Origin of the sequence: Aromatoleum evansii, from assembly GCF_045689615.1 — a bacterium.
Classification (GTDB): domain Bacteria; phylum Pseudomonadota; class Gammaproteobacteria; order Burkholderiales; family Rhodocyclaceae; genus Aromatoleum; species Aromatoleum evansii.
On sequence record NZ_CP141259.1, the window covers coordinates 1,103,333 to 1,128,869 of the forward strand.

General features: G+C 67.8%; 21 protein-coding genes. 9 read left to right on the forward strand and 12 right to left on the reverse strand.

Annotation, left to right across the window (positions count from 1 at the left end; all coding sequences use genetic code 11):
• Nucleotides 1-60: 60 nt before the first annotated feature.
• A complete protein-coding gene (aroG, locus tag U5817_RS04965) occupies nt 61-1,146 on the forward strand; it encodes a 3-deoxy-7-phosphoheptulonate synthase AroG (RefSeq protein ID WP_169128503.1) in 1,086 nt (361 codons plus the stop codon).
• Between the two features lie 62 nt (nt 1,147-1,208).
• Here the strand turns inward: aroG and U5817_RS04970 are convergent, their stop codons facing one another.
• Nucleotides 1,209-1,760 carry a cob(I)yrinic acid a,c-diamide adenosyltransferase gene (locus U5817_RS04970; RefSeq protein ID WP_407279904.1) on the reverse strand — a complete coding sequence of 184 codons (552 nt, stop codon included), beginning with the start codon at nt 1,758-1,760 and terminating at the stop codon, nt 1,209-1,211.
• A 196-nt stretch (nt 1,761-1,956) separates the two neighbouring features.
• Here U5817_RS04970 and U5817_RS04975 point away from each other — a divergent pair, with 196 nt between their 5' ends.
• Nucleotides 1,957-2,115, forward strand: coding sequence for a hypothetical protein (locus tag U5817_RS04975; protein ID WP_407279905.1), 159 nt, complete (start codon nt 1,957-1,959; stop codon nt 2,113-2,115).
• A gap of 90 nt (nt 2,116-2,205) precedes the next feature.
• Nucleotides 2,206-4,827 carry an alanine--tRNA ligase gene (gene alaS, locus U5817_RS04980; protein ID WP_407279906.1) on the forward strand — a complete coding sequence of 874 codons (2,622 nt, stop codon included), beginning with the start codon at nt 2,206-2,208 and terminating at the stop codon, nt 4,825-4,827.
• Nucleotides 4,828-5,413: 586 nt separating this feature from the next.
• Here the strand turns inward: alaS and U5817_RS04985 are convergent.
• The 5 genes from U5817_RS04985 to U5817_RS05005 all read right to left on the reverse strand — a co-directional run bounded on the left by U5817_RS04985 (nt 5,414) and on the right by U5817_RS05005 (nt 9,938).
• A complete protein-coding gene (locus tag U5817_RS04985; RefSeq protein WP_407279907.1) occupies nt 5,414-6,805 on the reverse strand; it encodes a phosphomannomutase/phosphoglucomutase in 1,392 nt (463 codons plus the stop codon).
• A 161-nt stretch (nt 6,806-6,966) separates the two neighbouring features.
• The gene (locus U5817_RS04990) at nt 6,967-7,398 is read right to left on the reverse strand and encodes a YybH family protein (RefSeq protein WP_407279908.1); all 432 of its coding nucleotides are present in this window, start codon (nt 7,396-7,398) and stop codon (nt 6,967-6,969) included.
• A gap of 85 nt (nt 7,399-7,483) precedes the next feature.
• Nucleotides 7,484-7,684: a zinc-finger domain-containing protein gene (locus U5817_RS04995; protein WP_169207521.1), complete on the reverse strand. Its 201-nt coding sequence runs from the start codon at nt 7,682-7,684 to the stop codon at nt 7,484-7,486.
• 13 nt (nt 7,685-7,697) lie between these two features.
• Nucleotides 7,698-8,618 carry a branched-chain amino acid transaminase gene (locus U5817_RS05000; protein ID WP_169128493.1) on the reverse strand — a complete coding sequence of 307 codons (921 nt, stop codon included), beginning with the start codon at nt 8,616-8,618 and terminating at the stop codon, nt 7,698-7,700.
• Between the two features lie 114 nt (nt 8,619-8,732).
• Nucleotides 8,733-9,938 (reverse strand): citrate transporter, encoded by a 1,206-nt coding sequence (locus U5817_RS05005; RefSeq protein ID WP_407279909.1) that lies wholly within the window; start codon nt 9,936-9,938, stop codon nt 8,733-8,735.
• Nucleotides 9,939-10,133: 195 nt separating this feature from the next.
• Here U5817_RS05005 and U5817_RS05010 point away from each other — a divergent pair, with 195 nt between their 5' ends.
• The 3 genes from U5817_RS05010 to mnmA are packed head-to-tail and all read left to right on the forward strand — an operon-like array spanning nt 10,134 to nt 12,437.
• Complete coding sequence (locus U5817_RS05010; protein WP_169128489.1) at nt 10,134-10,589, forward strand: NUDIX hydrolase; 456 nt, start codon at nt 10,134-10,136, stop codon at nt 10,587-10,589.
• An 11-nt stretch (nt 10,590-10,600) separates the two neighbouring features.
• Nucleotides 10,601-11,323, forward strand: coding sequence for a hypothetical protein (locus tag U5817_RS05015; RefSeq protein ID WP_407279910.1), 723 nt, complete (start codon nt 10,601-10,603; stop codon nt 11,321-11,323).
• 16 nt (nt 11,324-11,339) lie between these two features.
• A complete protein-coding gene (gene mnmA, locus U5817_RS05020) occupies nt 11,340-12,437 on the forward strand; it encodes a tRNA 2-thiouridine(34) synthase MnmA (protein WP_169128587.1) in 1,098 nt (365 codons plus the stop codon).
• A 78-nt stretch (nt 12,438-12,515) separates the two neighbouring features.
• Here mnmA and U5817_RS05025 read toward each other — a convergent pair whose 3' ends face one another.
• The 5 genes from U5817_RS05025 to glnE all read right to left on the reverse strand — a co-directional run bounded on the left by U5817_RS05025 (nt 12,516) and on the right by glnE (nt 18,675).
• Entirely contained in the window at nt 12,516-12,692 is a 177-nt protein-coding gene (locus U5817_RS05025) for a hypothetical protein (RefSeq protein WP_169128487.1), read from the reverse strand.
• 59 nt (nt 12,693-12,751) lie between these two features.
• A complete protein-coding gene (locus U5817_RS05030; RefSeq protein WP_407279911.1) occupies nt 12,752-13,684 on the reverse strand; it encodes a hypothetical protein in 933 nt (310 codons plus the stop codon).
• A 143-nt stretch (nt 13,685-13,827) separates the two neighbouring features.
• Nucleotides 13,828-14,280 carry a histidine phosphatase family protein gene (locus U5817_RS05035; RefSeq protein WP_169128483.1) on the reverse strand — a complete coding sequence of 151 codons (453 nt, stop codon included), beginning with the start codon at nt 14,278-14,280 and terminating at the stop codon, nt 13,828-13,830.
• Nucleotides 14,281-14,341: 61 nt separating this feature from the next.
• On the reverse strand, nt 14,342-15,868 hold the full coding sequence (locus tag U5817_RS05040) for a CHAD domain-containing protein (protein WP_407279912.1): 1,527 nt from the start codon (nt 15,866-15,868) through the stop codon (nt 14,342-14,344).
• 122 nt (nt 15,869-15,990) lie between these two features.
• Complete coding sequence (gene glnE, locus U5817_RS05045) at nt 15,991-18,675, reverse strand: bifunctional [glutamate--ammonia ligase]-adenylyl-L-tyrosine phosphorylase/[glutamate--ammonia-ligase] adenylyltransferase (RefSeq protein WP_407279913.1); 2,685 nt, start codon at nt 18,673-18,675, stop codon at nt 15,991-15,993.
• Nucleotides 18,676-18,817: 142 nt separating this feature from the next.
• Here glnE and U5817_RS05050 point away from each other — a divergent pair, with 142 nt between their 5' ends.
• The 3 genes from U5817_RS05050 to tldD all read left to right on the forward strand — a co-directional run bounded on the left by U5817_RS05050 (nt 18,818) and on the right by tldD (nt 25,072).
• Nucleotides 18,818-22,717, forward strand: coding sequence for a YhdP family protein (locus U5817_RS05050; RefSeq protein WP_407279914.1), 3,900 nt, complete (start codon nt 18,818-18,820; stop codon nt 22,715-22,717).
• Nucleotides 22,714-23,550, forward strand: coding sequence for a carbon-nitrogen hydrolase family protein (locus tag U5817_RS05055; protein ID WP_169128475.1), 837 nt, complete (start codon nt 22,714-22,716; stop codon nt 23,548-23,550). Before U5817_RS05050 ends, U5817_RS05055 begins: the two co-directional genes overlap by 4 nt.
• Nucleotides 23,551-23,626: 76 nt before the next feature.
• On the forward strand, nt 23,627-25,072 hold the full coding sequence (gene tldD / locus U5817_RS05060) for a metalloprotease TldD (RefSeq protein ID WP_169128473.1): 1,446 nt from the start codon (nt 23,627-23,629) through the stop codon (nt 25,070-25,072).
• A gap of 39 nt (nt 25,073-25,111) precedes the next feature.
• On the opposite strand, the gene U5817_RS05065 is transcribed toward tldD, so the two are convergent.
• A complete protein-coding gene (locus U5817_RS05065; protein WP_169128471.1) occupies nt 25,112-25,453 on the reverse strand; it encodes a BON domain-containing protein in 342 nt (113 codons plus the stop codon).
• Between the last annotated feature and the right edge of the window lie 84 nt (nt 25,454-25,537).

The window sequence follows — 25,537 nt, forward strand, 5'->3', positions numbered from 1 at the left end:
GGACGCCCATCTTGGGCTAGAATCGAACGCTTGCCAAAGCCATCCTGCAGAGTTTTCGCCATGTCCGCTTCAGTCAAGATCCACATCGACGACGTCCGCATCAAGGAAATCAAGGAGCTGGTGCCGCCCGCGCACGTGCTGCGCGAGTATCCGGCGACCCCGAAGTCGGCGGAAGTGGCGTTCGAGGCACGGCAGGCGATCCATCGCATTCTGTTCGGTGCCGACGACCGCCTGCTGGTCGTGATCGGCCCGTGCTCGATCCACGACATCGATGCGGCGCTCGAATACGGGCGCAAGCTGAAGGCGGAGGCTGCGCGCTTCAAGGACGAGCTGCTCGTCGTCATGCGCGTGTATTTCGAGAAGCCGCGCACGACCGTCGGCTGGAAGGGGCTGATCAACGATCCTTTCCTCGACAACAGCTTCCGCATCAACGAGGGCGTGCGCCTCGCGCGCAAGCTGCTGTGGGAGATCAACGAGATGGGCCTGCCGGCCGGGACCGAGTTCCTCGACATGATCACGCCGCAGTACATCGGCGACCTGATTTCCTGGGGGGCGATCGGTGCGCGCACGACCGAGAGTCAGGTGCACCGCGAGCTCGCATCCGGGCTGTCGTGCCCGGTCGGCTTCAAGAACGGCACCGACGGCAACGTCAGGATCGCCGTCGATGCGATCAAGGCCGCGCAGTCGCCGCACCATTTCCTGTCGGTGACCAAGGCCGGCCATTCGGCGATCGTGTCGACGATGGGCAACGAGGATTGCCACGTGATCCTGCGCGGCGGCAAGGCCCCCAACTACGATGCGGCGAGCGTCGACGCGGCATGCAAGGAGCTGGCCGCCTCGGGCGTTCCGGGCAAGGTCATGATCGACGCCTCGCACGCCAACAGCCGCAAGCAGCACCGCCTGCAGATCGACGTCGCACGCGACGTCGGGGTGCAGATGGCGGCGGGCGAGGATCGCATCATCGGCGTGATGGTCGAGTCGCACTTGAAGGAAGGGCGTCAGGATCTGGTGCCCGGCAAGGAGCTGGAGTACGGCAAGAGCATCACCGATGCGTGCATCGGCTGGGAGGACAGTGTGACCGTGCTCGAAATCCTTGCCGAAGCGGTGCGCCAGCGGCGTGTCAGCAAGGGCGCCGATCTGGAGTGAGGCGGTTGCCCGCGCCGGGGTGTTGCGGCGCGGGAACCGTTACCGCTGGGGTTTGTACCCGGTCAGGCGTTCTTGCGCTTCTGCCACAGCACGTCGCCCCGGCCGCCGGCGCGGTTAAGCACGCGGCCGAGCACGAACAGCAGGTCCGACAGACGGTTCAGGTACTGGCGCGGACCGTCGTTGACGGCCTCCTCGAGCGCCAGTGCGACGAGCGAGCGTTCGGCGCGCCGACACACCGTGCGTGCGTGATGCGCGAGCGCGGCCGGGCGGGTGCCGCCGGGCAGGATGAAGTCCTTCAGCGGTTCCAGCGGTTCGTTGAAGCGGTCCAGTTCCTGTTCGAGTTTCTCGACCTGCTTCGAGGTGATCATGCTCATGCCCGGGATGCACACTTCGCCTCCGAGGTCGAAGAGATCGTGTTGCGCGTCGGTCAGCAGGGGGCGCACGTCCTCGGGCAGTTCCTCGCACAGCAGCACGCCGATCGCGGCATTGAGTTCATCGACTTCCCCGAGGGCATGGATGCGCAGGCTGTTCTTCGACACGCGCTTGCCGTCGCCCAGTCCGGTGGTGCCGGCGTCGCCGGTGCGGGTGTAAATCTTCGAAAGTCGATGTCCCATGGGGTTGATCCGTTCTTTTGAGCTGTAAAGGCCGAAATTATAGGCGATGGCCGCGCTCCGCACGGGGGCGGCTGCCGCCTGCAGCCGTTTCATCGGCTTGCCAAGGGTTTCATCGTCTTACCGGGCGGCGGCGAGTGTCACCCTAGCATCGACCCGTGTTCAAGGTGGCCTGCTTGCGGGCCCACGGGAGCGTGCAATGAAACTCAGCAAGACGGAATTCTTCAGTCAGTTCGTCGCGGTCGTGTCGGGCTTGTTCCTTCTGGTCATGACTTACGCATTCATCCAGATTCCCTTGTTGCTCTCGCCGCAGGCGGGCTACACGGGAATGCAGTTGACGGCGTCACTGGCGGGCTGACGCGCGGGCGCAAGCGGGCGGGCATCGGTTAGAATCTTCGTTTCCGAACGATACGGTGCCGCCGCGGTGCCGCCCAACCGAATTCCAGCCATGAAAAGCGCCGAAATCCGCGAGAAATTCCTCAAGTTCTTCGAGTCGAAAGGCCACCAGATCGTCGCCTCCAGTTCGCTGGTGCCGCACGAGGATCCCACCCTGTTGTTCACCAACGCGGGGATGAACCAGTTCAAGGACGTGTTCCTCGGCTTCGACAAGCGTCCGTACACGCGCGCGACGACCTCGCAGAAATGCGTGCGCGCCGGCGGCAAGCACAACGACCTCGAGAACGTCGGCTACACGGCGCGGCATCACACCTTCTTCGAGATGCTGGGCAACTTCAGCTTCGGTGACTATTTCAAGCGCGACGCGATTGCCTACGCATGGGAGCTGCTCACCGGGGAATTCAAGCTGCCGAAGGACAAGCTGTGGGTCACCGTGTATGCGGAGGACGACGAGGCCTACGACATCTGGACCAAGGAAGTGGGCGTGCCGGCCGAGCGCGTGATCCGCATCGGCGACAACAAGGGCGCACGCTACGCCTCGGACAATTTCTGGATGATGGGCGATACCGGCCCCTGCGGCCCGTGCACCGAGATCTTCTACGACCACGGCCCCGAGATCTGGGGCGGCCCCCCGGGATCGCCCGAGGAGGACGGTGACCGCTACATCGAGATCTGGAACAACGTGTTCATGCAGTTCAACCGCGACGAGGCCGGCGTGATGCATCCGCTGCCCAAGCCCAGCGTGGACACCGGCATGGGGCTCGAGCGCATCTCGGCGGTGCTGCAGCATGTGCATAGCAACTACGAGATCGATCTCTTCCAGACGCTGATCGCCGCAGCCGCGCGCGAGACGAAGGTCACGGATCTTTCCAGCCCCAGCCTGAAGGTGCTGGCAGATCATATCCGTGCCTGCTCCTTCCTGATCGCCGATGGCGTGATTCCCGGCAACGAGGGGCGCGGCTACGTGCTGCGCCGGATCATTCGCCGTGCGATCCGCCATGGCTACAAGCTGGGCGCGCGGGCGGCCTTCTTCCATCGCCTCGTGGCCGATCTGGTCGGCGAGATGGGCGAGGCCTATCCGGACCTGAAGGCTGCACAGGCGCGCGTGTCCGAGGTGCTGAAGCAGGAAGAGGATCGTTTCTTCGCGACGATCGAGAACGGCATGGCGATCCTGGAAGCCGAGCTGGGATCGTTGGCTGCCGCGGGCGTGACGGTGTTCAACGGCGAGACGGCGTTCAAGCTGCACGACACCTACGGCTTCCCGCTGGATCTGACCGCGGACGTGTGCCGCGAGCGCGACGTGACCGTCGATGCGGCGGCCTTTGACGCGGCGATGGCGCGCCAGAAGGAGCAGGCTCGCGCGGCCGGCAAGTTCAAGATGGCGGCGAACCTCGAGTACGACGGTCCGGCGACGACTTTCCACGGCTACGAGCGGCTGGAGGAGCGCGGCAACGTGCTGGCGCTGTACAAGGACGGTGCGCCGGTCAATGAGCTGGTCGAAGGCGAGATGGGGGTCGTGGTGCTGGACAACACGCCTTTCTATGCCGAGTCGGGCGGCCAGGTCGGCGACCGCGGCGAACTGCGCGGCGCGGCGGGCATCTTCGCGGTCGAGGACACGCAGAAGATCCAGGCCACGGTGTTCGGTCATCACGGTGTGCTGAAGACGGGCCGGCTGTCGGTCGGCCAGGGCGTGACGGCGAAGGTGGATGCGGCGGCGCGTGCGCGCACGCAGCGCAACCACTCGGTCACCCACCTGATGCACAAGGCGCTGCGCGAAGTGCTGGGCACGCATGTGCTGCAGAAGGGCTCGCAGGTCGATCCGGACAAGACGCGCTTCGATTTCGCGCACACCGCGCCGATGACGCCGGAGGAGATCCGCGAGGTCGAGGAGATCGTCAATGCCGAGATCCTCGCCAATGCGGCGACCGATGCCAGGCTGATGCCGATCGAGGAGGCGCAGAAGACGGGCGCGATGATGCTCTTCGGCGAGAAGTACGGCGACGAGGTGCGGGTGATGTCGATCGGCTCGACGCGCGAACTGTGCGGCGGCACGCACGTCGCGCGCACGGGCGACATCGGCCTGTTCAAGATCGTGTCGGAAGGCGGCGTGGCGGCGGGCGTGCGCCGAATTGAGGCGGTGACGGGCGAGCTGGCGCTGCAGTACGTGCAGGAGCAGGAGCGGCGCGTGCAGGGCGTTGCGGCCCTGCTGAAGGCGCAACCGGACGAGGTGGCCGAGCGTGTTGCGGCGGTGCTGGACAACGTACGCGCGCTGGAGAAGGAGCTGGCGCGGCTGAAGTCGAAGCTGGCGGCGAGCCAGGGCGACGATCTGGTGGCGCAGGCGACCGACGTGAAGGGCATCAAGGTGTTGGCGGCGATGCTGGACGGCGCGGACGTGCCGACGCTGCGCGAGACGATGGACAAGCTGAAGGACAAGCTGAAGTCGGCGGCGATCGTGCTGGCGTCGACGGCCGACGGCAAGGTGAGCCTGATTGCGGGCGTGACGGCGGACCAGACCGCGAAGGTGAAGGCGGGCGAGCTGGTGAACTTCGTCGCGCAACAGGTGGGCGGCAAGGGCGGTGGCCGGCCGGATATGGCGCAGGCGGGCGGTACCGAGCCGTCGAAGCTGCCGGCGGCGCTGGCGGGGGTTTCGGACTGGGTGGCGGGCAAGCTGTAAGAACCCGGTTGCAAGCGGTCGCCTGAGTAAGCCGTTCGCCCAGAGCCTGTCGAAGGGCGTGGGCTGGCGCGGTCGTGGGAAGAGCCTCGCGGGCTATATGGCCTGGCGAGGCTCTTCCTTTTTTGGGGCGCGGTTGATGATGCAGAGGCACTCCGTGGTCGGCGCCGTCGCCTTCCCCCTCCGGGCAGACGCTCGCGGCCTTCGGCTTCCCGCCAACCTGACCGTCGCGGGGGCGTCGGCGCAAACTCGGGCGCTGCGCGCCCTCAGACATGCGCCGCCGTGTTTCCCCCGCAACGGCCAGGCCGGCGGCGCTCACGACAGCCCTGCGGGGGAAGGGGACGGCGCCTGGCGGAAGGGGTGATTTGGCGGGGAGGAATTCGGGGGGCGCTACGCGGTTTGGGCGATGGAAGCACCCTGCGGGCGGCCGGAGTCGTGCAGCGCGCTACTACCGTTCGGGCTGAGTTTGTCGAAGCCCTTGCCAGTGCCCTTCGACAGGGCGAACGGCGGGATGGCGGGAAAAAGGAAAGGCCCCGCTCCTTGCGGAGCGGGGCCTCGTGTTTGTTGTTGTTCTTGTTATCGAGTGTTCTTAGAACGGCAGCTTGAGGCCGGGCCAGACCTGGTCGATCGAGTTGCGGAAGGCGCTCTGGATGCGCGCGATCGCAGCCTCGCTGTCGGCCTCGAATCGTAGCACGACGACGGGCGTCGTGTTCGACGGACGTGCGAGCCCGAAGCCGTCGGCGTATTCGACACGCACGCCGTCGAGCGTGATGAGCTCGGTGGCACCGTCGAAGCGGGCGGTTTCCTTGAGGCGGCGCACGAGTTCGAAGGGCTCGCCTTCGGCCATCTTTATGTTGAGCTCGGGCGTGCTGACCGCGTCCGGCAGCCCCTTCAGCACGGCGCTGGGATCGGCGTGGCGCGACAGGATCTCGAGCAGGCGGGCGCCGGCGTAGAGGCCGTCGTCGAAGCCGAACCAGCGTTCCTTGAAGAACACGTGGCCGCTCATCTCGCCGGCGAGCGGAGCGCCGGTTTCCTTGAGCTTGGCTTTCACCAGGGCATGGCCCGTCTGCCACATCGTCGGCTTGCCGCCGTGCTGGCGCACCCAGCCGGCGAGGTTGCGCGTGCATTTGACGTCGTAGATGATCTCGCCGCCCGGCACGCGCGACAGCACGTCGGCCGCGAACAGCATGAGCTGCCGGTCGGGGAAGATGATCTCGCCGTCCTTGGTGACGACGCCGAGGCGGTCGCCGTCGCCGTCGAAGGCGAGGCCCAGTTCGGCGTCGGTTTCCTTCAGGGCGCGGATCACGTCCTGCAGGTTTTCCGGTTTGGACGGATCGGGGTGGTGGTTCGGGAAGGTGCCGTCGACTTCGCAGAAGAGTTCGACGATCTCGCAGCCGAGGCGGCGGAAGAGTTCGGGGGCCACCGCGCCGGCGACGCCGTTGCCGCAGTCGACGACGATTTTCATCGGGCGGGCGAGCTTGACGTCGGAAACGATGCGCTCGAGGTAGGCGCCGACGACGTTTTCCTGGCGCAGCTGGCCGGCGCCGTGGGCGAGGTCGTTGTCGACGATGCGGCGGCGCAGGTCCTGGATCAGGGGGCCGTACAGGGTCTGGCCGCCAAGCACCATCTTCAGGCCATTGTAGTCGGGCGGGTTGTGGCTGCCGGTGACGCTGACGCAGGAGTCGGTGCCGAGCTGGTAGGCGGCGAAGTAGGTGAGCGGGGTCGGCACGCAGCCGATGTCGACGACGTCGACACCCGCGGCGCGGATGCCGTCGGAGAGTGCGCCGGCCAGTTCGGGGCCGGAGAGGCGGCCGTCGCGGCCGACGGCGATCGCGCGCTGGCCGCGGGCCACGGCTTCCGAGCCGAGGGCGTGGCCGATGGCGCGCACGGCGTCGGCCGTTAGAGTGCGATCGACGATGCCGCGGATGTCGTAGGCCTTGAAGATTTCAGCTGCCGGGACGGTATAGGAGGTCGAGGTCATGTTCGCCCTGTTCGTGTGCAGAGATTGGGTTCGAGGCGCGGCCGGGCGCTCGCGTGCGTCGGGGGCCGCCGAGGTGCGCAGGATAACGCAGATGGGTGAGTCAGGTGTTTCGGGGCGGCGGAAAAAACATAAGCGCATGTTGCAGCGCCGCATCGATTGCGTCAGTGCACGATGCGCGGGCCGTCATGCGTGACGGCGTGCTGCGTTTCGAGGGCCGGCGAGGCGTGGTGCATGATCATCTTCCATCCGCGCGGGCCGCTGGCGTAGATGTTGGTTGCGATCATCGGCGGGGCGATGCGCTCGTCGCCCGGCAGGGCAACGTGTTCGATGACGTTGTGCGTCGCGAGCAGGGAGTTGCCTGCGACGATACGCTGCGAGACGCTGACCGCGAGACGCGTGCCGCCGGCGAAGAGCTGGCGCCATGACTCGTGCACGGCGCGCAGGCCGACGATGCGGGCGCCGTCCGGGTGGATGCATACGACTTCATCGTCTTCGGACCACACCTGCATCATCGCGTCCAGGTCCGAGCGCGCAAGTGCGTCGTAGAAGGCGGCTTCGGCCTCCAGTGCGGTGGTGTAGACGGGTTTGTTCACGTTCTGCCGGCTCTGACGGTGGGCGGGTTCGGAAAAGCGATGGGGGCATCGCTGCCCCCATTTCCGCTTGATGCGTGCCGCAGGATCAGTGATGACCCTTCGGGCGCTCGCCGGTGAACACGTACTTCGTGCTGCAGTACGGGCAGACCGCTTCGCCTTCGGCGAGCACGTCGAGGAAGACGCGCGGGTGACGGGCCCACAGCGGCGCGTCGGGGCGCGGGCAGTGCAGGGGCAGGTCGTGCGCCGTTACGGCGATGGTTTGGGTCTTGTCCTGGTTGTCGGCCATGGCGGAGGAATCCTCAGATGAAAGAGAGCCAGCGCTCGTATTCGGGGGCGCGACCGTTGACGATGTCGAAGAAGCGCGCCTGGATCTTCTCGGTGATCGGGCCGCGCTTGCCGGCGCCGATCGCGCGGTTGTCGAGCTCGCGGATCGGGGTGACTTCGGCCGCGGTGCCGGTGAAGAAGGCTTCGTCGGCGATGTAGATGTCGTCGCGCGTCATGCGGCGGGATTCGAAGCGCAGGCCCAGTTCGCGCACGATGTTGATCACCGAGTCGCGCGTGATGCCGGTCAGCGCGGAGGCGATTTCCGGTTCATAGACGACGCCGTCCTTGATGACGAAGAGGTTCTCGCCCGCACCTTCGGCGACGAAGCCCTGGGTGTCGAGCAGCAGCGCCTCGTCATAGCCGTCCTGCGTGACTTCGAGGTTGGCGAGGATGGAGTTGGCGTAGGTGCTGGCGAGCTTGGCGCGCGCCATGGTGACGTTGACGTGCTGGCGCGCGAAGGACGAGGTCTTCACGCGGATGCCCTTCTCGAGGCCTTCCTCGCCGAGGTAGGCGCCCCACGGCCAGGCGGCGATGGCGACGTGCACGCGCGCGCCGCGCGTCGAGATGCCCATCTTCTCCGAACCGTAGAAGGCGATCGGGCGCAGGTAGCAGGATTCGAGCTTGTTGGCGCGCACGACCTCCAGCTGGGCTTCCATGAGTTCTTCCTTGGAGAAAGGAATGTCCATCATGTAGATCTTGCCGGAGTTGATCAGGCGCTGGGTGTGCTCGGGGAGCCGGAAAATCGCAGTGCCCTTGGCGGTCTTGTACGCGCGCACGCCCTCGAATACGGACAGGCCGTAGTGCAGGGAGTGGGTCAGGACGTGCGTCGTCGCCTCGCGCCACGGCACGAGTTTTCCGTCCTGCCAGATGAAACCGTCGCGGTCAGCCATGGACATGGTGGGATTCTCCAGCGGAATTGTATTCAGGGGGGATCCGCCCCGGAGGGCGGAACGAATTCGCGATTTTAGCGCAATCCCGGCGGGAATGCCGGGATGCGCGGGTGCGGCGGCTTACTGCGGATGCCAGCCGATGAAGACCATCATCGCGACGAAACCGGCGACATAGGCGATGGGCACGTGCCAGCCCTTGCGCAGCCACAGGACCGCGGAGCGGGCCTCGGGATACATGTTGGAGAGAGCGACGCCGGCCGAGGAGCCGAACCACAACATGGAGCCGCCGAAGCCTACCGCATAGGCGAGGAAGCCCCAGTCGTAGCCGCCCTGGCGGATCGCCAGCGCGGTGAGGGGGATGTTGTCGAATACGGCGGAGACGAAACCCAGCGCGAGTGCGCTCATCCACGAGGCGGGCGGCAGCTCGTTCACCGGCATCATCGACGCGCAGCCGACGAGCGACAGCAGGAAGATCGAGCCCTTGGCCGTCTCCGGCAGGACTTCCCAGTCGTGGCGGCGCAGTTTGGTGGTGATGAAGATCGCGACCCACACGGCGACGCCGATGAAGGGGAAGCTGCTCGCGATGTTGGGGGCGGCGATGTTCACCGTGACGTTGGTGCCGATCGCGAGACCCAGCATCAGCCCGACGATGGCGATGCGGCCCCAGTCGATGCGGGTGTGCTCGTGCGAGTGCTTGTTGATCGGCGACCAAGCGTGCTGCTGCTTGGCGGCGATGGTGCCGAAGATGCACAGCGCGACCGCGGCGCCGAGGGCGGCTTCGAGCACGGCGAGCGGCGAAATGCCGGCGATCCACATCATCGTCGTGGTGGTGTCGCCGACGACGGAGCCCGCTCCGCCCGCGTTGGAGGCGGCAACGATGGCCGCGAGGTAGCCGATATGCACCTTGGCGCGGAAGAGCTGATGCGCCATCGCGCCGCCGATCAGGGCCGCGGCGATGTTGTCGAGGATCGCCGAGATGAAGAAGATCATCACCAGCAGGGCGAAGGGACCCTTCCAGTCATGCGGCAGGAACTTCGGCAGGATCACCGGCACGTGGCTCTTCTCGAAGTGGCGCGCGAGGATCGCGAAGCCCATCAGCAGGCAGAAGAGGTTGGCGAAGGTGACCCATTCGTGGCCGAGGTGTCCGAGCCATCCGGCAACGCCGGCGCCGGCGGCGAAGCCGGTGAACACGATCTTGTACAGGCTGATGACGGCGAAGCCGGTCAGCGCGACATACAGGGTGTAGTGGTGGAACAGCGCCACGCCGAGCAGCGTGAACGCGAACAGGATGAAATCGACGGGGATGCCAGCGAGAGTGGGTGTCATGATCGTTGTGAGTTGGTCTTGTTCGGACGAGCTGTCTCCTTCGCACGATCTTCTTCTTGGTCTGACGTGGAGGACCACGAATGATAATCCCTCGCAGCCTATTATGTGCGTTCCGCGGGATGCTTCCGCTTGCACTTTCGAACATCGTGGTCGGCAGGGCGCGTTAATATCGCGGTTTTGCCTGCGATGGCTGCAATGGAAAGAGTGTGGAAGCCGAATGTCACGGTGGCATCGGTGATCGAGCGCGAGGGACGTTTCCTGGTGGTCGAGGAGGAAACCGCGGACGGGCTGCGCTTCAATCAGCCCGCCGGCCACCTCGAGGCGGGGGAGTCGCTGGTGGCGGCCGCGGCGCGTGAGACGTTGGAGGAAACGGCGCACCGCTTCGTCCCCGAGTATATGGTCGGGATCTATCAGTGGCCGGTGCCGCAGGGGGGAATCACCTACCTGCGCTTTGCGTTTGGCGGCTCGGTCGCCGGGGAGGAGGCAGGGCGCGCGCTGGATGCCGGCATCGTGCGGGCGCTGTGGCTGACGCGCGACGAACTGCTCGAATGCCGCGAGCGGCATCGCAGCCCGCTGGTGCTGCAGTGCGTGGATGACTGGATCGCGGGACGCCGCTATGCGCTCGAGCTGATCCGGCATTATCCGGGCTGAGCGCCGCCGCGATGCGTGCCGCGCTGCTCACCTGCCTGTCCGCCTGCCTCCTCGCCTGGCTGCCGTCGGCACGCGGGGCGGCGGCGCTGGAGGTGTGCTTCAACTACGGTTGTGCGACCCGGGTCGAGGTGGTGCTGGCGGAGGAAGGGCTCGCCGCCGTGGCGGCCGTGCTGGCGCAGGCCGTGGACGCGGACTCGGAGCGCGCAGCCATTGCCCGTGCGGTCGGCATGATGCAGCGGCTTGCCGCAGCGCAGACGCCGATCGAGGTGGACCGTGGCGGAAATTACCGCGACGGGGATGTCGACGGGCGCATGGATTGCATCGACCATTCGACGACGACGACGCAATTTCTTGAGTTGATGGCCGCGCGCGGCTGGCTGCGCTTTCATCGCGTGCTGCCGGTCGAGCGGCGGGCGCCCTGGCTGGTGCTGCAGCATTTTTCCGCCGCGATCGAGGAACTGGATGATCCGGTGCCGCCGGCTGCCGCCCCGACCGCGGCTGCGGGGGTTCCCGACTATGTCGCGCCGATGCTGGCGTTGTGCGACTGCGGCGAAGTGCTGGCCGACATCGCGCCGGCGGCCGTCGCCGCTTCGGGGCTGGAGCCGGCGCTTGCGCCGGGGCACAATCCGGGCGCGCGCTTTGCGGTCGACAGCTGGTTCGTGGATCATGGCGAGCCGGCGGTGGTGCTGCCGCTGGCGGAATGGCTGAATGGAGAAGGACCGAATGTCCAGTAAGAAGGATGCGAACGGGATGAAGGTGGTCGTCGGCATGTCCGGCGGCGTGGATTCCTCGGTCACCGCGCTGCTGCTCAAGCAGCAGGGCTATCAGGTGACCGGCCTGTTCATGAAGAACTGGGAAGACGATGACGACGACGAGTACTGCTCGACGCGTCAGGATCTCGTCGATGTGGCCTCGGTGTGCGATGTGATCGGCATCGACCTCGAAGTCGTGAACTTCTCGGCCGAGTACAAGGACCGCGTGTTCGCCGACTTCCTGCGCGAATACGAGGCGGGGCGCACGCCTAATCCGGACATCCTGTGCAACTCGGAGATCAAGTTCCGCTGCTTCCTCGACCACGCGATGCAGCTTGGGGCGGACAAGATCGCGACGGGGCACTACGCGGGCGTGCGCGAGTGGGTCAATGACGGGCGCACCGAATACCAGCTCCTGAAGGCCGAGGACGGCACCAAGGACCAGAGCTATTTCCTCTATCGCCTGACGCAGGCACAGCTCGCGAAGACGCTGTTCCCGCTGGGCGGCCTGTACAAGCGCGAGGTGCGGCGGATCGCGGCCGATGCGGGCCTGCATGTCGCCGAGAAGAAGGACTCGACGGGCATCTGCTTCATCGGCGAGCGGCCGTTCCGCGAGTTCCTGATGCGCTACCTGCCGACGAAGCCGGGCGAGATCCGCAACCTGGACGACGGGCGCGTGCTCGGCGAGCACCAGGGGCTGATGTACCACACCATCGGCCAGCGGAAGGGGCTGCACATCGGCGGCATCAAGGGCAAGCAGGACGAGGCGGGCGAGCACGACGCGTGGTACGTCGCCGCGAAGGACGTGAAGGCGAACGTGCTCCACGTCGTGCAGGGACACGACCATCCGGCCTTGCTGAAGCACAGCCTGACGGCGACGGAGCTCAACTGGATATCGGGGCGCGACCCGCACACCCACTGGGTGTATACGGCCAAGCCGCGCTATCGCACGCCGGACATGCCGTGCGAGATCGACGCTCTGGGCGACGGTCGCGCGCAGATCGTGTTCGCCCAGCCGCAGTGGGCGCTCACGCCCGGGCAGAGCGTCGTCGTGTATGAATCGAAGGTGTGCCTGGGTGGTGGCGTGATCGTCTGAGCCGACGCCCGGCGGCAGTTCGCGGACGCCCGGACGGTGCCGATCGCCGTCCGGGCGTCGCCGTTTACGCGTTGCTTCTTACGCTTTGCCTTGGTCGTCGAGGCCTTTCCTGAGCAACTTTGCGACGAGGGGATTGACGCCGGCGCCGGCATTGGCCCCGCCCGACGCCTTGGCGAAGCGGTCAGGGGTGTCGGTGTTCTTCATGCGGCTGCGGATCTTGAGGCCGTTGAGTTTTTCGAGGTCGGTCTTTTTCATGAGGTGTGGATTCCCACCGCAGTGCGGCGCGTTGTGGAGGGCGGTCGTGGCAGACGCGCTCAGGGGGCGACCAGCGAGGGGTGCAGGCGCAGGCACAGGCCACGGCGCCAGTGTTCGCAGCGTTCCACGTATTCGCTCGTGCTCTTGGGCATGGGCACGCGCGCACGGGTGATGTAGCTGACGAGGTCGCGGCCCTGCACGATGAGGGCCACGCCGTCGATGGCAAGCTGCAGGTCCTCGGGGGCGGTCGCGCCGGCCAGGCGCGGCGTGACCGTGGCAAGTCTTTCCGCCGCCACGGCGAAGTCGGACCACACATCGAAGATCGCCGGGTCGGTGCGCAGCGTCTCGCACTTGACCTTGGCGGCTTCGGTGAAGCGCAGCGTGGGATCCTCGATGCCTTCGAAGAAACGCGAGCCGGCGAAGGTCTCCACCATCACTCCGCCGATGCGGTCGATGTCGCGCAGGGTCTGCGAGATCTTGATGTAGCGGCTGTCGTAGAAGGCTTCGATGGGGATCGAGAACGCGCGGAAGGGTTCGCCCCACAGTTCGTCGATGCCTTCCTCGCCGCTGCGGTGGCGCACGAGCTTGCCGAGGTTGAGCGCCTCCTGCAGGCAGAAGCCGCATTCGCGCATCAGGGCGTTGTCGGTCTGGATCTCGATGCCGAGTTCCTGCATCTCCATCAGCTTGGTGAAGATGTCGGTGGCGCGGTTGAACAGCGCCCCGGCGAGCATCGCTCCCTTCACGCGCTTGCGTTCCGGATCCTGCTCGGTGTTGTAGGACGCGCGCGCTTCGGCGAGGCGTTTGCCGGGAATGTTGATGCCGTGTTCGACGTGGTTGAAGAGGCGCCGCGTGAGCCCCTCGATCAGCTGCCGCTTCATGCGCAGCGAGTCGGCCGGCGGATCGTAGGCCTTGATCCAGTAGCCGTCGTAGAACACGCGTTCGACACCGTCGATGACGCGCTTGGTGCCGTTGGCGGTAACGGTAGTATTCATCAGTGGATGCCCGGACGAGTTGAGCGGAAGGTGCTGGCGGGCTGCGCCTCTGTCGCAGGGCGAATCTTACGGCAAGCGTGCTGGCGCGAAACTGCGCCGCGTACAAATATTTACGCGGCGCTGCGGCCGCGCCCCGGCCGCCGTCAGGCGAGATCGGGCGGGACGACGGCGCGCAGCACGGTCTGGGTTTCGCCGTCGCGCACGCGGTTGCTGAACCACCATAATGCGCCTTTTTTGACCGTCCAGTCCGCTTCTTCGCCTGCGAGCAGCAGGGCGGCCATGCGGCCGAGTGCGGGCTGATGGCCGACGACCAGGCAGGGGCCGGCCGAGTCGGGCCAGCCGGTAGCGGCGAGCAGGTCGGCGACGCTGCCGTCGGGGCCCAGCGAGGGGACGATCTCGAAGCGGTCGGTGAAGGCCGTGGCGGTCTGGCGCGTGCGCACGGTCGGGCTGACGAGCACGCGCAGGCGCTTGGGGCGGTGCTCCTCCAGCCAGGCTGCCATCCGCTGCGCCTGGCGCAGGCCGCGCTCGGTGAGTTCACGCGTGTGGTCGGGGCTGCCGTCGACCGCTTCAGCATGGCGCCACAGCAGCAGGTCCATCGTGTCCTCCGTGTCCAAAGCTGCGCAGCCTATGCGGTGTGTGTTGCCATGCGATGACGGCTCAGTCGCGCGAGGCGGCCCAGGGCGCGTCTTCTTGCAGCAGGCGTTCGACGTCGCGCAGCGCGCGGCGGCCGAGACGGGCGTAGCCGGGGCCATGCCAGCCGCACACGAAGGCGACCGCTGCGCCCAGCTGTGCGTCGTCGCCGGCGAAGTGGGCGAGGCGGGTGCGGGCGACATCGACGTCGTGTACGAAGCCGAGCGCGTTCTGGGCGCGCACGATGGTCGCGAGATAGCGGCGGGTGGGCTTGGCCGGCAACAGCGGGGCGAAGAACTCGAGTGCGTAGCGCAGGCGCTTGAGGGCGATGCGCAGCGCGTGCAGATGCGTGCGGCTGCGGTCGGCCGCCGCGGCATGGCGGCGCCGGACCTTCTTGCGCAGGCGCTCCAGCTCGCGGACGGCGAAGTCGGCGAGGGCGCGTTCGTCCCGGGCGCGTTCGTCCGGCAAGGCGTGCAGCGCCGCGGTCAGCCCGATCATGAGGCGGCCCTGGGCGGCCGGATCGAGCGCAAGCAGGGCTTCGCCGCGCGCACGCTCGCGTTCGCTGCGGATGCGCTCGGCCAGCGCGATGACGGAATCGGCTTCTCGTCCGCTGTGTTCGGCCTCGTCGGTGGCTACCGGGGCGAGGATCTCTTCGTACAGGACGTCCAGGTCGCGCGCCTCGGCGAAGGCGCGGGCGTTTTCGCCAAGTCGCGCGCGCCAGTGTTCGACGAATTCGGGCGGCAGGATCGGCGCGAAGAGGCTCAACAGGGTGCGCAGGCGCCGCAGGGCGACGCGCAGCTGGTGGATGAATTCGGGCGCCCCGTCCTCGGTGGCGCCGACGGCGTTGGCCTGCCACTGGCGCAGGCAGGCGGAGGCGAGGGCGCGGAAGGCCGCGAGCGGGGATTCGTCGCTGCGGATCGTGGACGGCTCGGCGCGTGCGGGTTCGGGCCGCGTGCCGAGGTGCAGGGCGTAGCCGCGTTCGGCCTTGCTGATGTCGCTGGGCATCAGCGGGTTGTCGGCGGCGAGGCGGCAGGCGAGGAGGAGCAGGTCGAGCGGCTCGCCGGCGACGAGTTCGAGCTCGAGTTCGCAGATCGGCGCGCGCCGGTCGCCGGCGATGACTTCGCCGGTGTCGATCATCATCAGGATGCGCACCTTGTCGTCGGGCGCATACAGGCGCGTTTCGCGCCGGAAGCGGGTCGAGAAGGCGGGGACGAGCGCCGCTGCGTGGCGCGTGAGGAGCTTGCGCACCTTGGGGGCATCGACCGCGCTGAAGTCGAAGCTGCCGCAGTAGGGTTGCTCCCACTCAGGCCGGCTCGTGAGGCCGGCCGTGGATTCGGCCGCGCACTTCACGGTCTGCAGTTCGACGCGCCCCTGCTTGCGGGTGCGCAGGGCAATCCGGCGGGCCTGGAGCCGCAGGTCCGGGGTGTCGAAGTAGGTGTTGTCGAGCGTCTTCGCGCTTCCCTGGCGCGCGGCGCCGGCCACCAGCGGGTGGCGCTTCAGCGCCGGCAGGGCCTGGGGGGGCAGCGCGAGTTTGAGTTCGATTTCCTGGCTCATGAGGCTCGTTCACCCGTGGGAAGGAGGCTGATTCTAGTCCGGCGCCAAGTCCGCGTCATGCGCGGACGCGCGAACTGAAATATTTCAGTCGGCAGGTCCGCGCCGCGCTGCCCGGACGGGCGTCAGTCCTCGCCGAACACCAGTTGCCACAGCCGGCACACCGATTCGCGCGCGAATGCGACTTCCAGCGGCTGGACGCGGGAGGGCTGGTCGTTGAGGCGTTGGCGGTGCTGCAGGTGGCGGAACATGCGGTAGCTGTCGCCGCAGCGGCCGGCGAGGCCGGCGGGGATGAGGCCGAGCTCGCCGGCGATGCGCAGCAGCGCGATGTTGCCGAGGTTGCCGGTGAGCTCCGGGTACTGGTGCGCATGGCCGAGCACGAGGTACTGGACGAGGAACTCGACGTCGATGAGGCCGCCGAAATCGTGCTTCAGGTCGAAGAGCTCGCTCTTGCCCGAGTGCGCGTCGCGCATCTTGTGGCGCATCTCCAGCACGTCCGCGCGCAGCTTGTCGAGGTCGCGCGGCTGGCGCAGGACTTCGCAGCGGATGCGCTCGAAGGCTTCGCCGAGTGCGGCGTCGCCCGCGGCGAAGCGCGCGCGCGTGAGTGCCTGGTGCTCCCATACCCAGGCGGATTCGAGCTGGTACTTGCGGAAGGAGTCGAGCGAGCACACCAGCATGCCTGATTCGCCGTTGGGGCGCAGGCGCAGGTCGGTCTCGAACATGATGCCCGCGGCCGTCTGGCTGGAGAGCCAGGTGTTCAGGCGCTGGCCGAGGCGGGTGTACACCTCGGGCGCTTCGGGCGCGTCGTCGTCGTGCAGGTACACGAGGTCGAGGTCGCTCGCATAGCCGAGTTCCTTGCCGCCGAGCTTGCCGTAGGCGATCACGGCGAACTTGGGCTCGTCGCGGTGGCGGATCTTGATCTTGCGCCAGATCGTCGGGATGCTCAGGTCCACCATCAGGTCGGCGAGCGCCGAGAGGTGGTCGGCGAGTTTTTCCACCGTGAGCATGCCGGCGATGTCCTGCATCAGCAGGCGGAACACGAGGGCGTGGTGTTGCTCGCGCATCAGGTCCATCTGCCGCTCCATGTCGGGTTCGACGGCGTCCACGGCCTCGGCGATCTGCCGGCGCAGCTCGGGCCAGTCGGGGGCGGTCTGCAGCAGGCGCGCGTCGAGCAACTCGTCGAGCAGGATGGGGTGGCGGATGAGGAACTGTGCGGCCCAGCGCGACGCATTCATCAGGTCGGCGACGCGGCGCAGCGCCTGGGGGTATTGCTGCAGCAGCGCGAGATAGGCGCCGCGGCGGCTGATCGATTCGAGCAGATCCAGGCAGCGACCGAGCGTCTCGTCGGCGCCCGAGGTGCTGGCTGCGGCTTCGACGACGCGCGGGATCAGCGCGTCTAGGCGGCTGCGGATGTGGTTGGGCAGCTGCTGGTAGCGGTTGCCGGTGCGGATCGCCGCCAGGCGGCGTGCGGCGGCGGGCGGGTCGCGGTAGCCCAGCTTGGCGAGCGTGGCTTCGGCCTGGCCGGAGTCGCCCGCCGAGGCCCACATGCTGTCGAGGGTGTGGCCTTCCTCGGCCGGGTCGCCGAAGACGCGCTCGAAGTGCCGGCTGACCATTGTGCGGTAGCGGTCGAGCACCTCGAGCAGGGCGGCGAAGTTAGGGAAGCCCATTGCTTGCGCGATGCGTGCGCGGTCCTCGTCGTTGCCGGGCAGGTCGTGCGTCTGTGCGTCGTCGAGGTACTGCAGGCGATGTTCGAGGCGGCGCAGGAATTCGTAGGCTTCGCCGAGTTCGGCGACCGCCTCGGGGGCGAGGAAGCTGCGCTCGCCGAGGCGCGCGAGCACCTTGAGCGTCGGGCGGACCTGCAGCTGGGTTTCGCGCCCGCCGCGGATGATCTGGAAGACCTGGGCAATGAACTCGATTTCGCGGATGCCGCCGGGGCCGAGCTTGATGTTGTTGGCGCGGTCGCGGCGCGCGACCTCGCGGCGGATCTGCGCGTGCAGGTCGCGCATCGCGTTGATGGCGCCGAAGTCGAGGTACTTGCGGAAGATGAAGGGGCGGGCGATCTTCTCCAGCTCCTCGAAGCGTTCGCCGGCGAGCACGCGTGCCTTGATCCACGCATAGCGCTCCCATTCGCGGCCCTGCGTGATGAAGTAGTTCTCCAGCATGTCGAAGGAGCACACTAGCGGACCCGAGTCGCCATTCGGGCGCAGGCGCATGTCGACGCGGAAGACTTGGCCGTGCTCGGTGATCTCTGCCAGCGCCTGGATGAGCTGCTTGCCGAGGCGCTCGAAGAATTCGAAGTTGCTGATGACCTTCGCGCCGCCGGTTTCGCCGTCCTCGGGATAGATGAAGATCAGGTCGATGTCAGAAGACACGTTGAGTTCGCGTCCGCCGAGCTTGCCCATGCCGACGACGAGCAGCTCCTGCTCCCAGCCGGTCTGCGACACCGGCGCGCCGTAGCGCTGGACCAGGGCCTCGCGCAGCACGTCGTGGGCGGCGCGGATGGTGACTTCGGCGAGCACGGTCATGGTCTCCGTGACTTCGGCGAGATCGGCCATGCCGTTGAGGTCGCGCACGATGAGGTGGCACATGACCCAGGTGCGGAGATTGCGCAGCGTGCCGCGCAGTCGGGCCTCGTCGAGGCCGGAGGCGGCCATGAAGGCCTGCATCGCCTCCGCGTCGAGCGGCCGGTCGAGCGAGGCAGCGAGCCGTTCGGCAAGCCAGCTGCGGCTGTCGAGCATGCGCAGGAGGTAGCGCGACAGCGTGGCGGCGTAAGAAATTGCTACGGAGGGCTGCGTGGATGTCTCGGACATGGGAGGCGAGCTCAGGATCGTTGATAGAATGCGCGGTTCCCCGGACGCTTGAGCTGGTGCCGACGCTCAGGATGCACACTGGATTGTATCGAAGCCGGTCCGCATTCAGTCGTCTTGCGGTGACGCTTCCGCCTTATTGCCGATGAACGCTCCTCACGCCCATCTTCCTGACGTCCGCAACATCGTCGCGACCGCGCGCCGCGGCCGCCTGTGGCGCGTGCTGTCGGTCGTCGTGCTGGTGGCCTGGTTCGTCGCGGGGGCGGGGTTCCTGTTGGTTCGCGAGGTGCTGGTGCCGCGCGTGGGCGAGTTCCGCGCGGAGGTGGCGGACGCGATCTCGGCCGCGGCCGGCCTGCCGGTGTCGATCGAGAATCTGTCCGCCGACCTGTCGGGCGTGCGCCCGCGCCTGCACCTGGCCGGCGTCGAGCTGAAGGATGCCTCGGGGCGTCCGGCTCTGCGCCTGGAAAGCGTGGACGCGACCCTGTCCTGGTCCTCGCTGCTGCGCGCCGAACCGCATTTCCATCGCATCGAGCTGAAAGGGCCGGTGCTCGCCATGCGCCGCGAGGTCGATGGCGCGATCTACGTCGCGGGCGTGCGCATCGACCCGGAAGCGAGCGCGGACGGGACGCTGGCGGACTGGCTGTTCGCACAGCGCGAGATCGTCGTGCGCGATGCGAGCGTCGGCTGGACCGACGCGCTGCGCGGTGCGCCGGAGCTGAATCTCGCGGGGGTGCAGTTCCGCCTGCTGCGCAGCGGGCCGCGCTACCAATTCGCGCTGCAGGCACACGCGCCGGCCGAGCTTGCGCCGATGGTCGAGGTGCGTGGCGATCTGGAGAGCCGCACGCCGGCCGATCCGTCGTCGTGGGCGGGACAACTGTACCTTGCCGCGGACGAGGCGAGCCTGGGCGGGTGGCGGACATGGATCGATTATCCCGTCGCGCTCGCAGGCGAAGGCGGAGTGCATGCCTGGGTGGGAGTGGACAAGGGCGGTATCGAATCGCTGGCGGTCGATCTCGCGCTCGACGACGTGAATACGCGCCTCGGCGACGACCTGCCGGTGCTCGAACTCGCCGGCGTGCGCGGGCGCCTCGCGGGGCGGCGCACGCCGGATGGCATGGAGTTTTCCGCCCACGGACTGGAATTGTCGACGGTCGATGGCCTCGTGGTTGCGCCGACGGATATGGACCTGACGCTGCGCGGCACCGATGACGGCACACCCGACGGCGGAAAATTCACCAGCGGCCGCCTCGATTTTCGCGTGCTCAGCGAGCTCGCGGCGCACCTGCCCTTCGACCCCGCGGTGCGCGAGCGTCTTGGTGCGTTCGCCCCGCAGGGTACCCTTGATGATCTGCGTCTCGAGTGGCGCGGCCCGCCCGAGCAGCTCGAGACATGGAAGCTCCATGCGCGTTTCGACGGAATCGGGCTCAATCCGCAGGGGGTGCTTCCGGGGCTCGCGGGCATGTCCGGCGAGGTTGAGGGCGACGAGCGCGGCGGACGCTTCCGCATCGCCGGCCAGAACGCCGCGCTGGAGTTGCCGGCGGTGTTCCCCGAATCGCACATCGGCTTTTCGAGCCTGCGTGCGGACGGGCGCTGGACGCAATCCGCCGGACGTCTCGAAATCGCGCTCGACAGCGCAAGCTTCGAGAATCCCGATGCGACCGGCACGGCTTCCGGGCGCTACTGGCCCGCGGCCGAGGGAGCGGGCGAGATCGACCTGAGCGCCCGCCTGACGCGCGCCGAGAGCGGTGCGGTGTGGCGCTACCTGCCGCACGTCGTGAACGACGAGACGCGGACCTGGCTGCGGCACGGCATCGTCGGCGGGCGCGTGCCGGATGCGCGGCTGCGCCTGAGGGGCAATCTCGACGATTTCCCCTTCCGCGACCGCAAGTCGGGCGAGTTCCTCGTGACCACGCGCGTGTTCGGTGCGCGGCTGGACTATGCGGAAGGGTGGCCGTCGATCACCGACATCGACGGCGAAGTGCGCTTCGAGGGGCCGGGCATGCGCATCACCGCCGATCGCGCGCGCATCTTCGGTGTCGCACTCGCGAAGGTCGTCGCCGATGTGCCCGATCTCGACGCCCCCGGCGGCGAGATCATGAGCATACATGGCCGCGCATCGGGGCCGACGGCGGATTTCCTGCGCTTCGTCTCCGAGAGCCCGGTATCGCGGCGCATCGACGGATTCACCGATGCGATGCGCGCCGAAGGCACGGGCGCACTCGACCTGAAGCTGGTGCTGCCGCTGCGCAATATCGATGCGAGCACGGTGAAGGGCGAATACCGCTTCGCGGCCAATCGCCTTGCCGTGGTCGAGGGTCTGCCGCCGCTCACGGAGGCCGCAGGCGTCGTGCGCTTCACCGAGAACGACCTCGCGATCCCCGAGGCGCGCGCGCGCCTGTACGGTGAACCGATGCAGCTCATGGCGAGCACGGCGAAGGACGGGGGCGTGGTGTTCGATGCCCGCGGCGGGCTCAAGGTGCAGGCCGTGCGCGAGGCGCACGATTGGCCCGGTCTCGATCACCTTTCGGGCGGCTCGGCGTGGCAGGCCAACATCGATGTGCGCTCGCAGGGCACGCGCGTGGTGGTCGACTCCACGCTGGCGGGCGTCGCGTCGAGCCTGCCCGAACCGCTGAACAAGAGCGCCACGGCCGCGTGGCCGCTGCGCGTGACGCTGGACTTCCCCGCCAACGGCAAGTCCGAGAGCCTGGGCATCGCGCTCGAAGGGCGTGGCGAACTGCTGCTGGAGCGCCGTCGCGAAGGCGATGCCTGGGGAGCAGCGCGCGGCGGCGTCGGCGTGCATGCCGGCGTTCCCGCCGGGGAATCCGGTTTCGCAATCGCCGCCAAGCTCGACGAGCTCGACGTCGATGCCTGGCGCAAGGTGTTCGATGCCGCCGCGGCGGGGGTGCACAAGGATGAACCCGACGGGGGCGCAGTCGCCGTCTCGGCGGTGGACCTGCGGGCGAAGCGCCTGATCGGCTTCGGCCATGAGCTGGGCGATGCGCACCTCAGCGTGCGTTCCGACGCGGGCGGCTGGAAGGGGCGCATCGAGAGCCGCGAGGCCGAGGGTGAGTTCGACTGGCGGGAAGGCGGCGATGGTACCCTGCGTGCGCGGCTTAAGCGGCTCGTGCTCGGCGCCAGCCACGACGCCGCGCCGGAAACCGCGGATGCGGCAGAGGGGGGCGCCGACACGGACGAGCCGCCGCGCCGCTTGCCCGCGCTCGATGTCGTCGTCGAGCGCTTCTCGCTGCGCGGCATCGAGTTCGGCCGCCTCGAATTGCAGGCGCGCAACCGCAGCGGGATGTGGCATCTCGAATCGGTCTCGCTCGCCAATCCGGATGGCAGTCTGGGCGGTTCCGGCCTGTGGCGTCCCGGCACGCGGCCGCAGACGGATCTCGATTTCCGCCTGGAGGCGCGCGATATCGGCCAGCTCGCGAGCCGGCTGGGCTACGGCGAAGTTGTCCGCGGCGGCAAGGCCGTGCTGGCGGGCAAGCTCGCGTGGCGCGGTGCGCCGACGCGCATCCACTATCCCTCGCTGACCGGCACGATGATGGTCGAGGCCGAGGACGGTCAGTTCCGCAAGCTCAACCCCGGCATGGGACGCCTGCTCGGTGTGCTCAGCCTGCAGTCGTTGCCGCGGCGTCTCACGCTGGACTTCCGCGACGTGTTCAGCGAAGGATTCGCCTTCGACAGCATTTCCGGTAGCATCAAGGCGGCTTCGGGGCAGTTGCGTACCGACGATCTGCAGATCCGCGGTCCCTCGGCGCGCGTGCGGATGAGCGGGTCGGTCGACCTCGAGGACGAGACGCAGGACCTGCGCGTGAGGGTGCAGCCGACGCTGGCCGAATCGGTCGCGTTGGGTACCGCGGCCGGGCTCATCAATCCGGTCGCGGGCGTCGTTGCCTACGTCGCGCAGAAGGCCTTGAGCGATCCGATCGAGAAGATGTTCGCGTTCAGTTATTCGATCACCGGCAACTGGGCCGACCCGAAAGTCGAGAAACTCTCCGCCGCGAGCTCCGGCACGGCGGACCCATCGAAGCAGGAGTGAGCCGCTTGAACCGTTCCGCCCCCGTACGCATCGCCGCGGTCCAGACCGTCTCCGGCCCCGACGTCGGCGACAACCTGCGCGTCGCCGGCGAGCTGATCGCCGACGCCGCGGCCGTGGGCGCGAAGTTGGTCGCCCTGCCCGAATATTTCCCGCTGATCACCGCCGACGAGACTGTCAAGGTGGCGATCCGCGAAGCCGACGGGCATGGTCCGATCCAGGACTTCATGCGCGAGACCGCCGCGCGCCACGGCGTGTGGCTCGTCGGCGGCACGATCCCGCTGGTCGCGGACTCCGATGCCAAGGTGCGCAATTCGACACTGGTGTTCGATGACCGCGGCGAGCGCGTCGCACGCTACGACAAGATCCACCTGTTCGGCTTCCAGAAGGGCGCCGAACGCTACGACGAGGCGGCGACAATCGAGGCCGGCCGCGAAGTCGTGACCTTCGAGGCCCCCTGCGGCCGCACTGGGCTATCGGTGTGCTACGACCTGCGCTTCCCCGAGCTCTTCCGCGCGATGGGGCCGATCGATCTCATCATCCTGCCGGCCGCCTTCACCTACACCACGGGCCGCGACCATTGGGAAGTGCTGCTGCGCGCCCGCGCGATCGAGAACCAGTGCTACGTGATGGCTCCGGCCCAGGGCGGGCGCCATCCGAGCGGCCGTGTGACCTGGGGCCACACGCTGATCGCCGACCCGTGGGGCGAAATCCTCGCGTGCCGCGACGAAGGGCCGGGCGTGGTGTGGGCGGATCTCGACCCCGCGCGCATTGCGGCCGTGCGCGAGAGCCTGCCGGCGCTGCGCCACCGCTGCCTCGGCACGGCGAACGCCTGACGACGGCACCGCCCTTTTTGACCTTATTCGCGTTGCCCGTGTCGAACCGGACGGACAACCCCAACCTGGACGAACAATGAGCCGAGCACAGAACCCCCTCAAGGTCGCCGACCGTTACCTCCTCAACCCCTACGATCTGGGCGAGGTGGAGCTCGAGAAGGTATTCCGCAAGCTGATGCGCCATCGCCTCGACTATGCCGACCTGTACTTCCAGTACCACCGCTCGGAGGGCTGGAGCCTCGAGGAAGGCATCGTCAAGTCGGGCAGTTTCAACATCGAGCAGGGCGTTGGCGTGCGTGCGATCAGTGGCGAGAAGACCGCCTTCGCCTACTCCGACGACATCTCGCTGCCCGCCCTCACCGCGGCGGCCGAGGCGACGCGCGCGATCGCCGACGCAGGCGGCCGGCGCAGCGTCGCGATCGCCCCGCATGCCGGCAAATCGCGCCTGTACCGCGGCGAGGATCCGCTCGCCTCGCTCGACGACACCGCCAAGGTGAAGCTCCTCGAGCGCCTCGAAGGCTTCGCGCGCGGCGAGGATCCGCGTGTCACCCAGGTCATGGCGCATATCGCCGGCTCGTGGGAAGTGGTGCTCGTCGCGCGCAGCGACGGCCACATGGCGGCCGACGTGCGTCCGCTCGTGCGCGTGTCGGTCACCGTGATCATGGAAGACAAGGGCCACCGCGAGCAGGGCAGTGCCGGCGGCGGCGGGCGCTTCGACTACGGCTACTTCGACGACGGCCGCCTGCAGGAGTACGCGCGCGCGGCGGTGCATCAGGCGAGCGTGAACCTCGCTGCCGGCCCCGCGCCGGCGGGCACCATGAGCGTCGTGCTCGGTCCCGGCTGGCCCGGCATCCTGCTGCACGAGGCGATCGGCCACGGCCTCGAGGGCGACTTCAACCGCAAGGGCAGTTCCGCGTTTTCCGGGCGCATGGGCCAGCAGGTCGCGGCGAAGGGCGTCACCGTCGTCGACGACGGCACGCTGCCTGACCGTCGAGGTTCGCTGACCATCGACGACGAGGGCAACCCCACGGAGCGCACGGTGCTGATCGAGGACGGCATCCTCACCGGCTACATGCAGGACACGATGAACGCGCGGCTCATGGGCGTGAAGCCCACCGGCAACGGCCGGCGCGAATCCTTCGCCCACCTGCCGCTGCCGCGCATGACCAACACCTACATGCTGAATGGCGACAAGGCGCCCGAAGAGATCATCAAGTCGGTGAAGAAGGGCCTGTACGCGGTGAACTTCGGCGGCGGCCAGGTCGACATCACCTCGGGCAAGTTCGTGTTCTCGACCGCCGAGGCCTACCTCATCGAGAACGGCAAGGTCACGCGTCCGGTGAAGGGCGCCACGCTGATCGGCAACGGTCCCGATGCGCTCACGCGCGTGTCGATGATCGGCAACGACATGGCGCTCGATCCAGGCGTTGGCACTTGCGGCAAGGACGGCCAGAGCGTCCCGGTCGGCGTCGGCCAGCCCACGCTGCGCCTCGACGGGCTGACCGTCGGCGGCACCGCCTGAGCAGGCGGGGGGATGCCGGCTCAGGCGGCGCGCCGACGTTCAGCGTTCCGCCAGCTCCAGCGCGTTCTCCACCAGACGCACGCCGCGCACGTTCAGCACCGTGCGCTGGGCGCGCGCGCGCTGTTCCTCGTTGACGACGACGCCGGCCAGCGTCACGCGCCCCGCATGCGCCGAGACCGCGATGTGCGCGCTGTTCAGCTCGGGGTCCGCCCCGATCGCCGTCTTGATCTCACGCTGGAGGTTGTGGTCGTGTTCGTCGCGCACCACGGCCGCGGTTGCCTGAGCCACCGCCACGAGGCTGTCGGCCCGTGCCGGCGTACCGATACCGAATGCGATGGCGCTGGTGGTGAGTAGGGAAACGATGTTCTTGCGGGTGATCACGTCGGGGCTCCTTCTGCAAAGAGTCATGTAGCTCTGTGCGCGCGCTAGGGGACGCGCTTCGCTCTTCGTGCAGCAGGTGGCGTG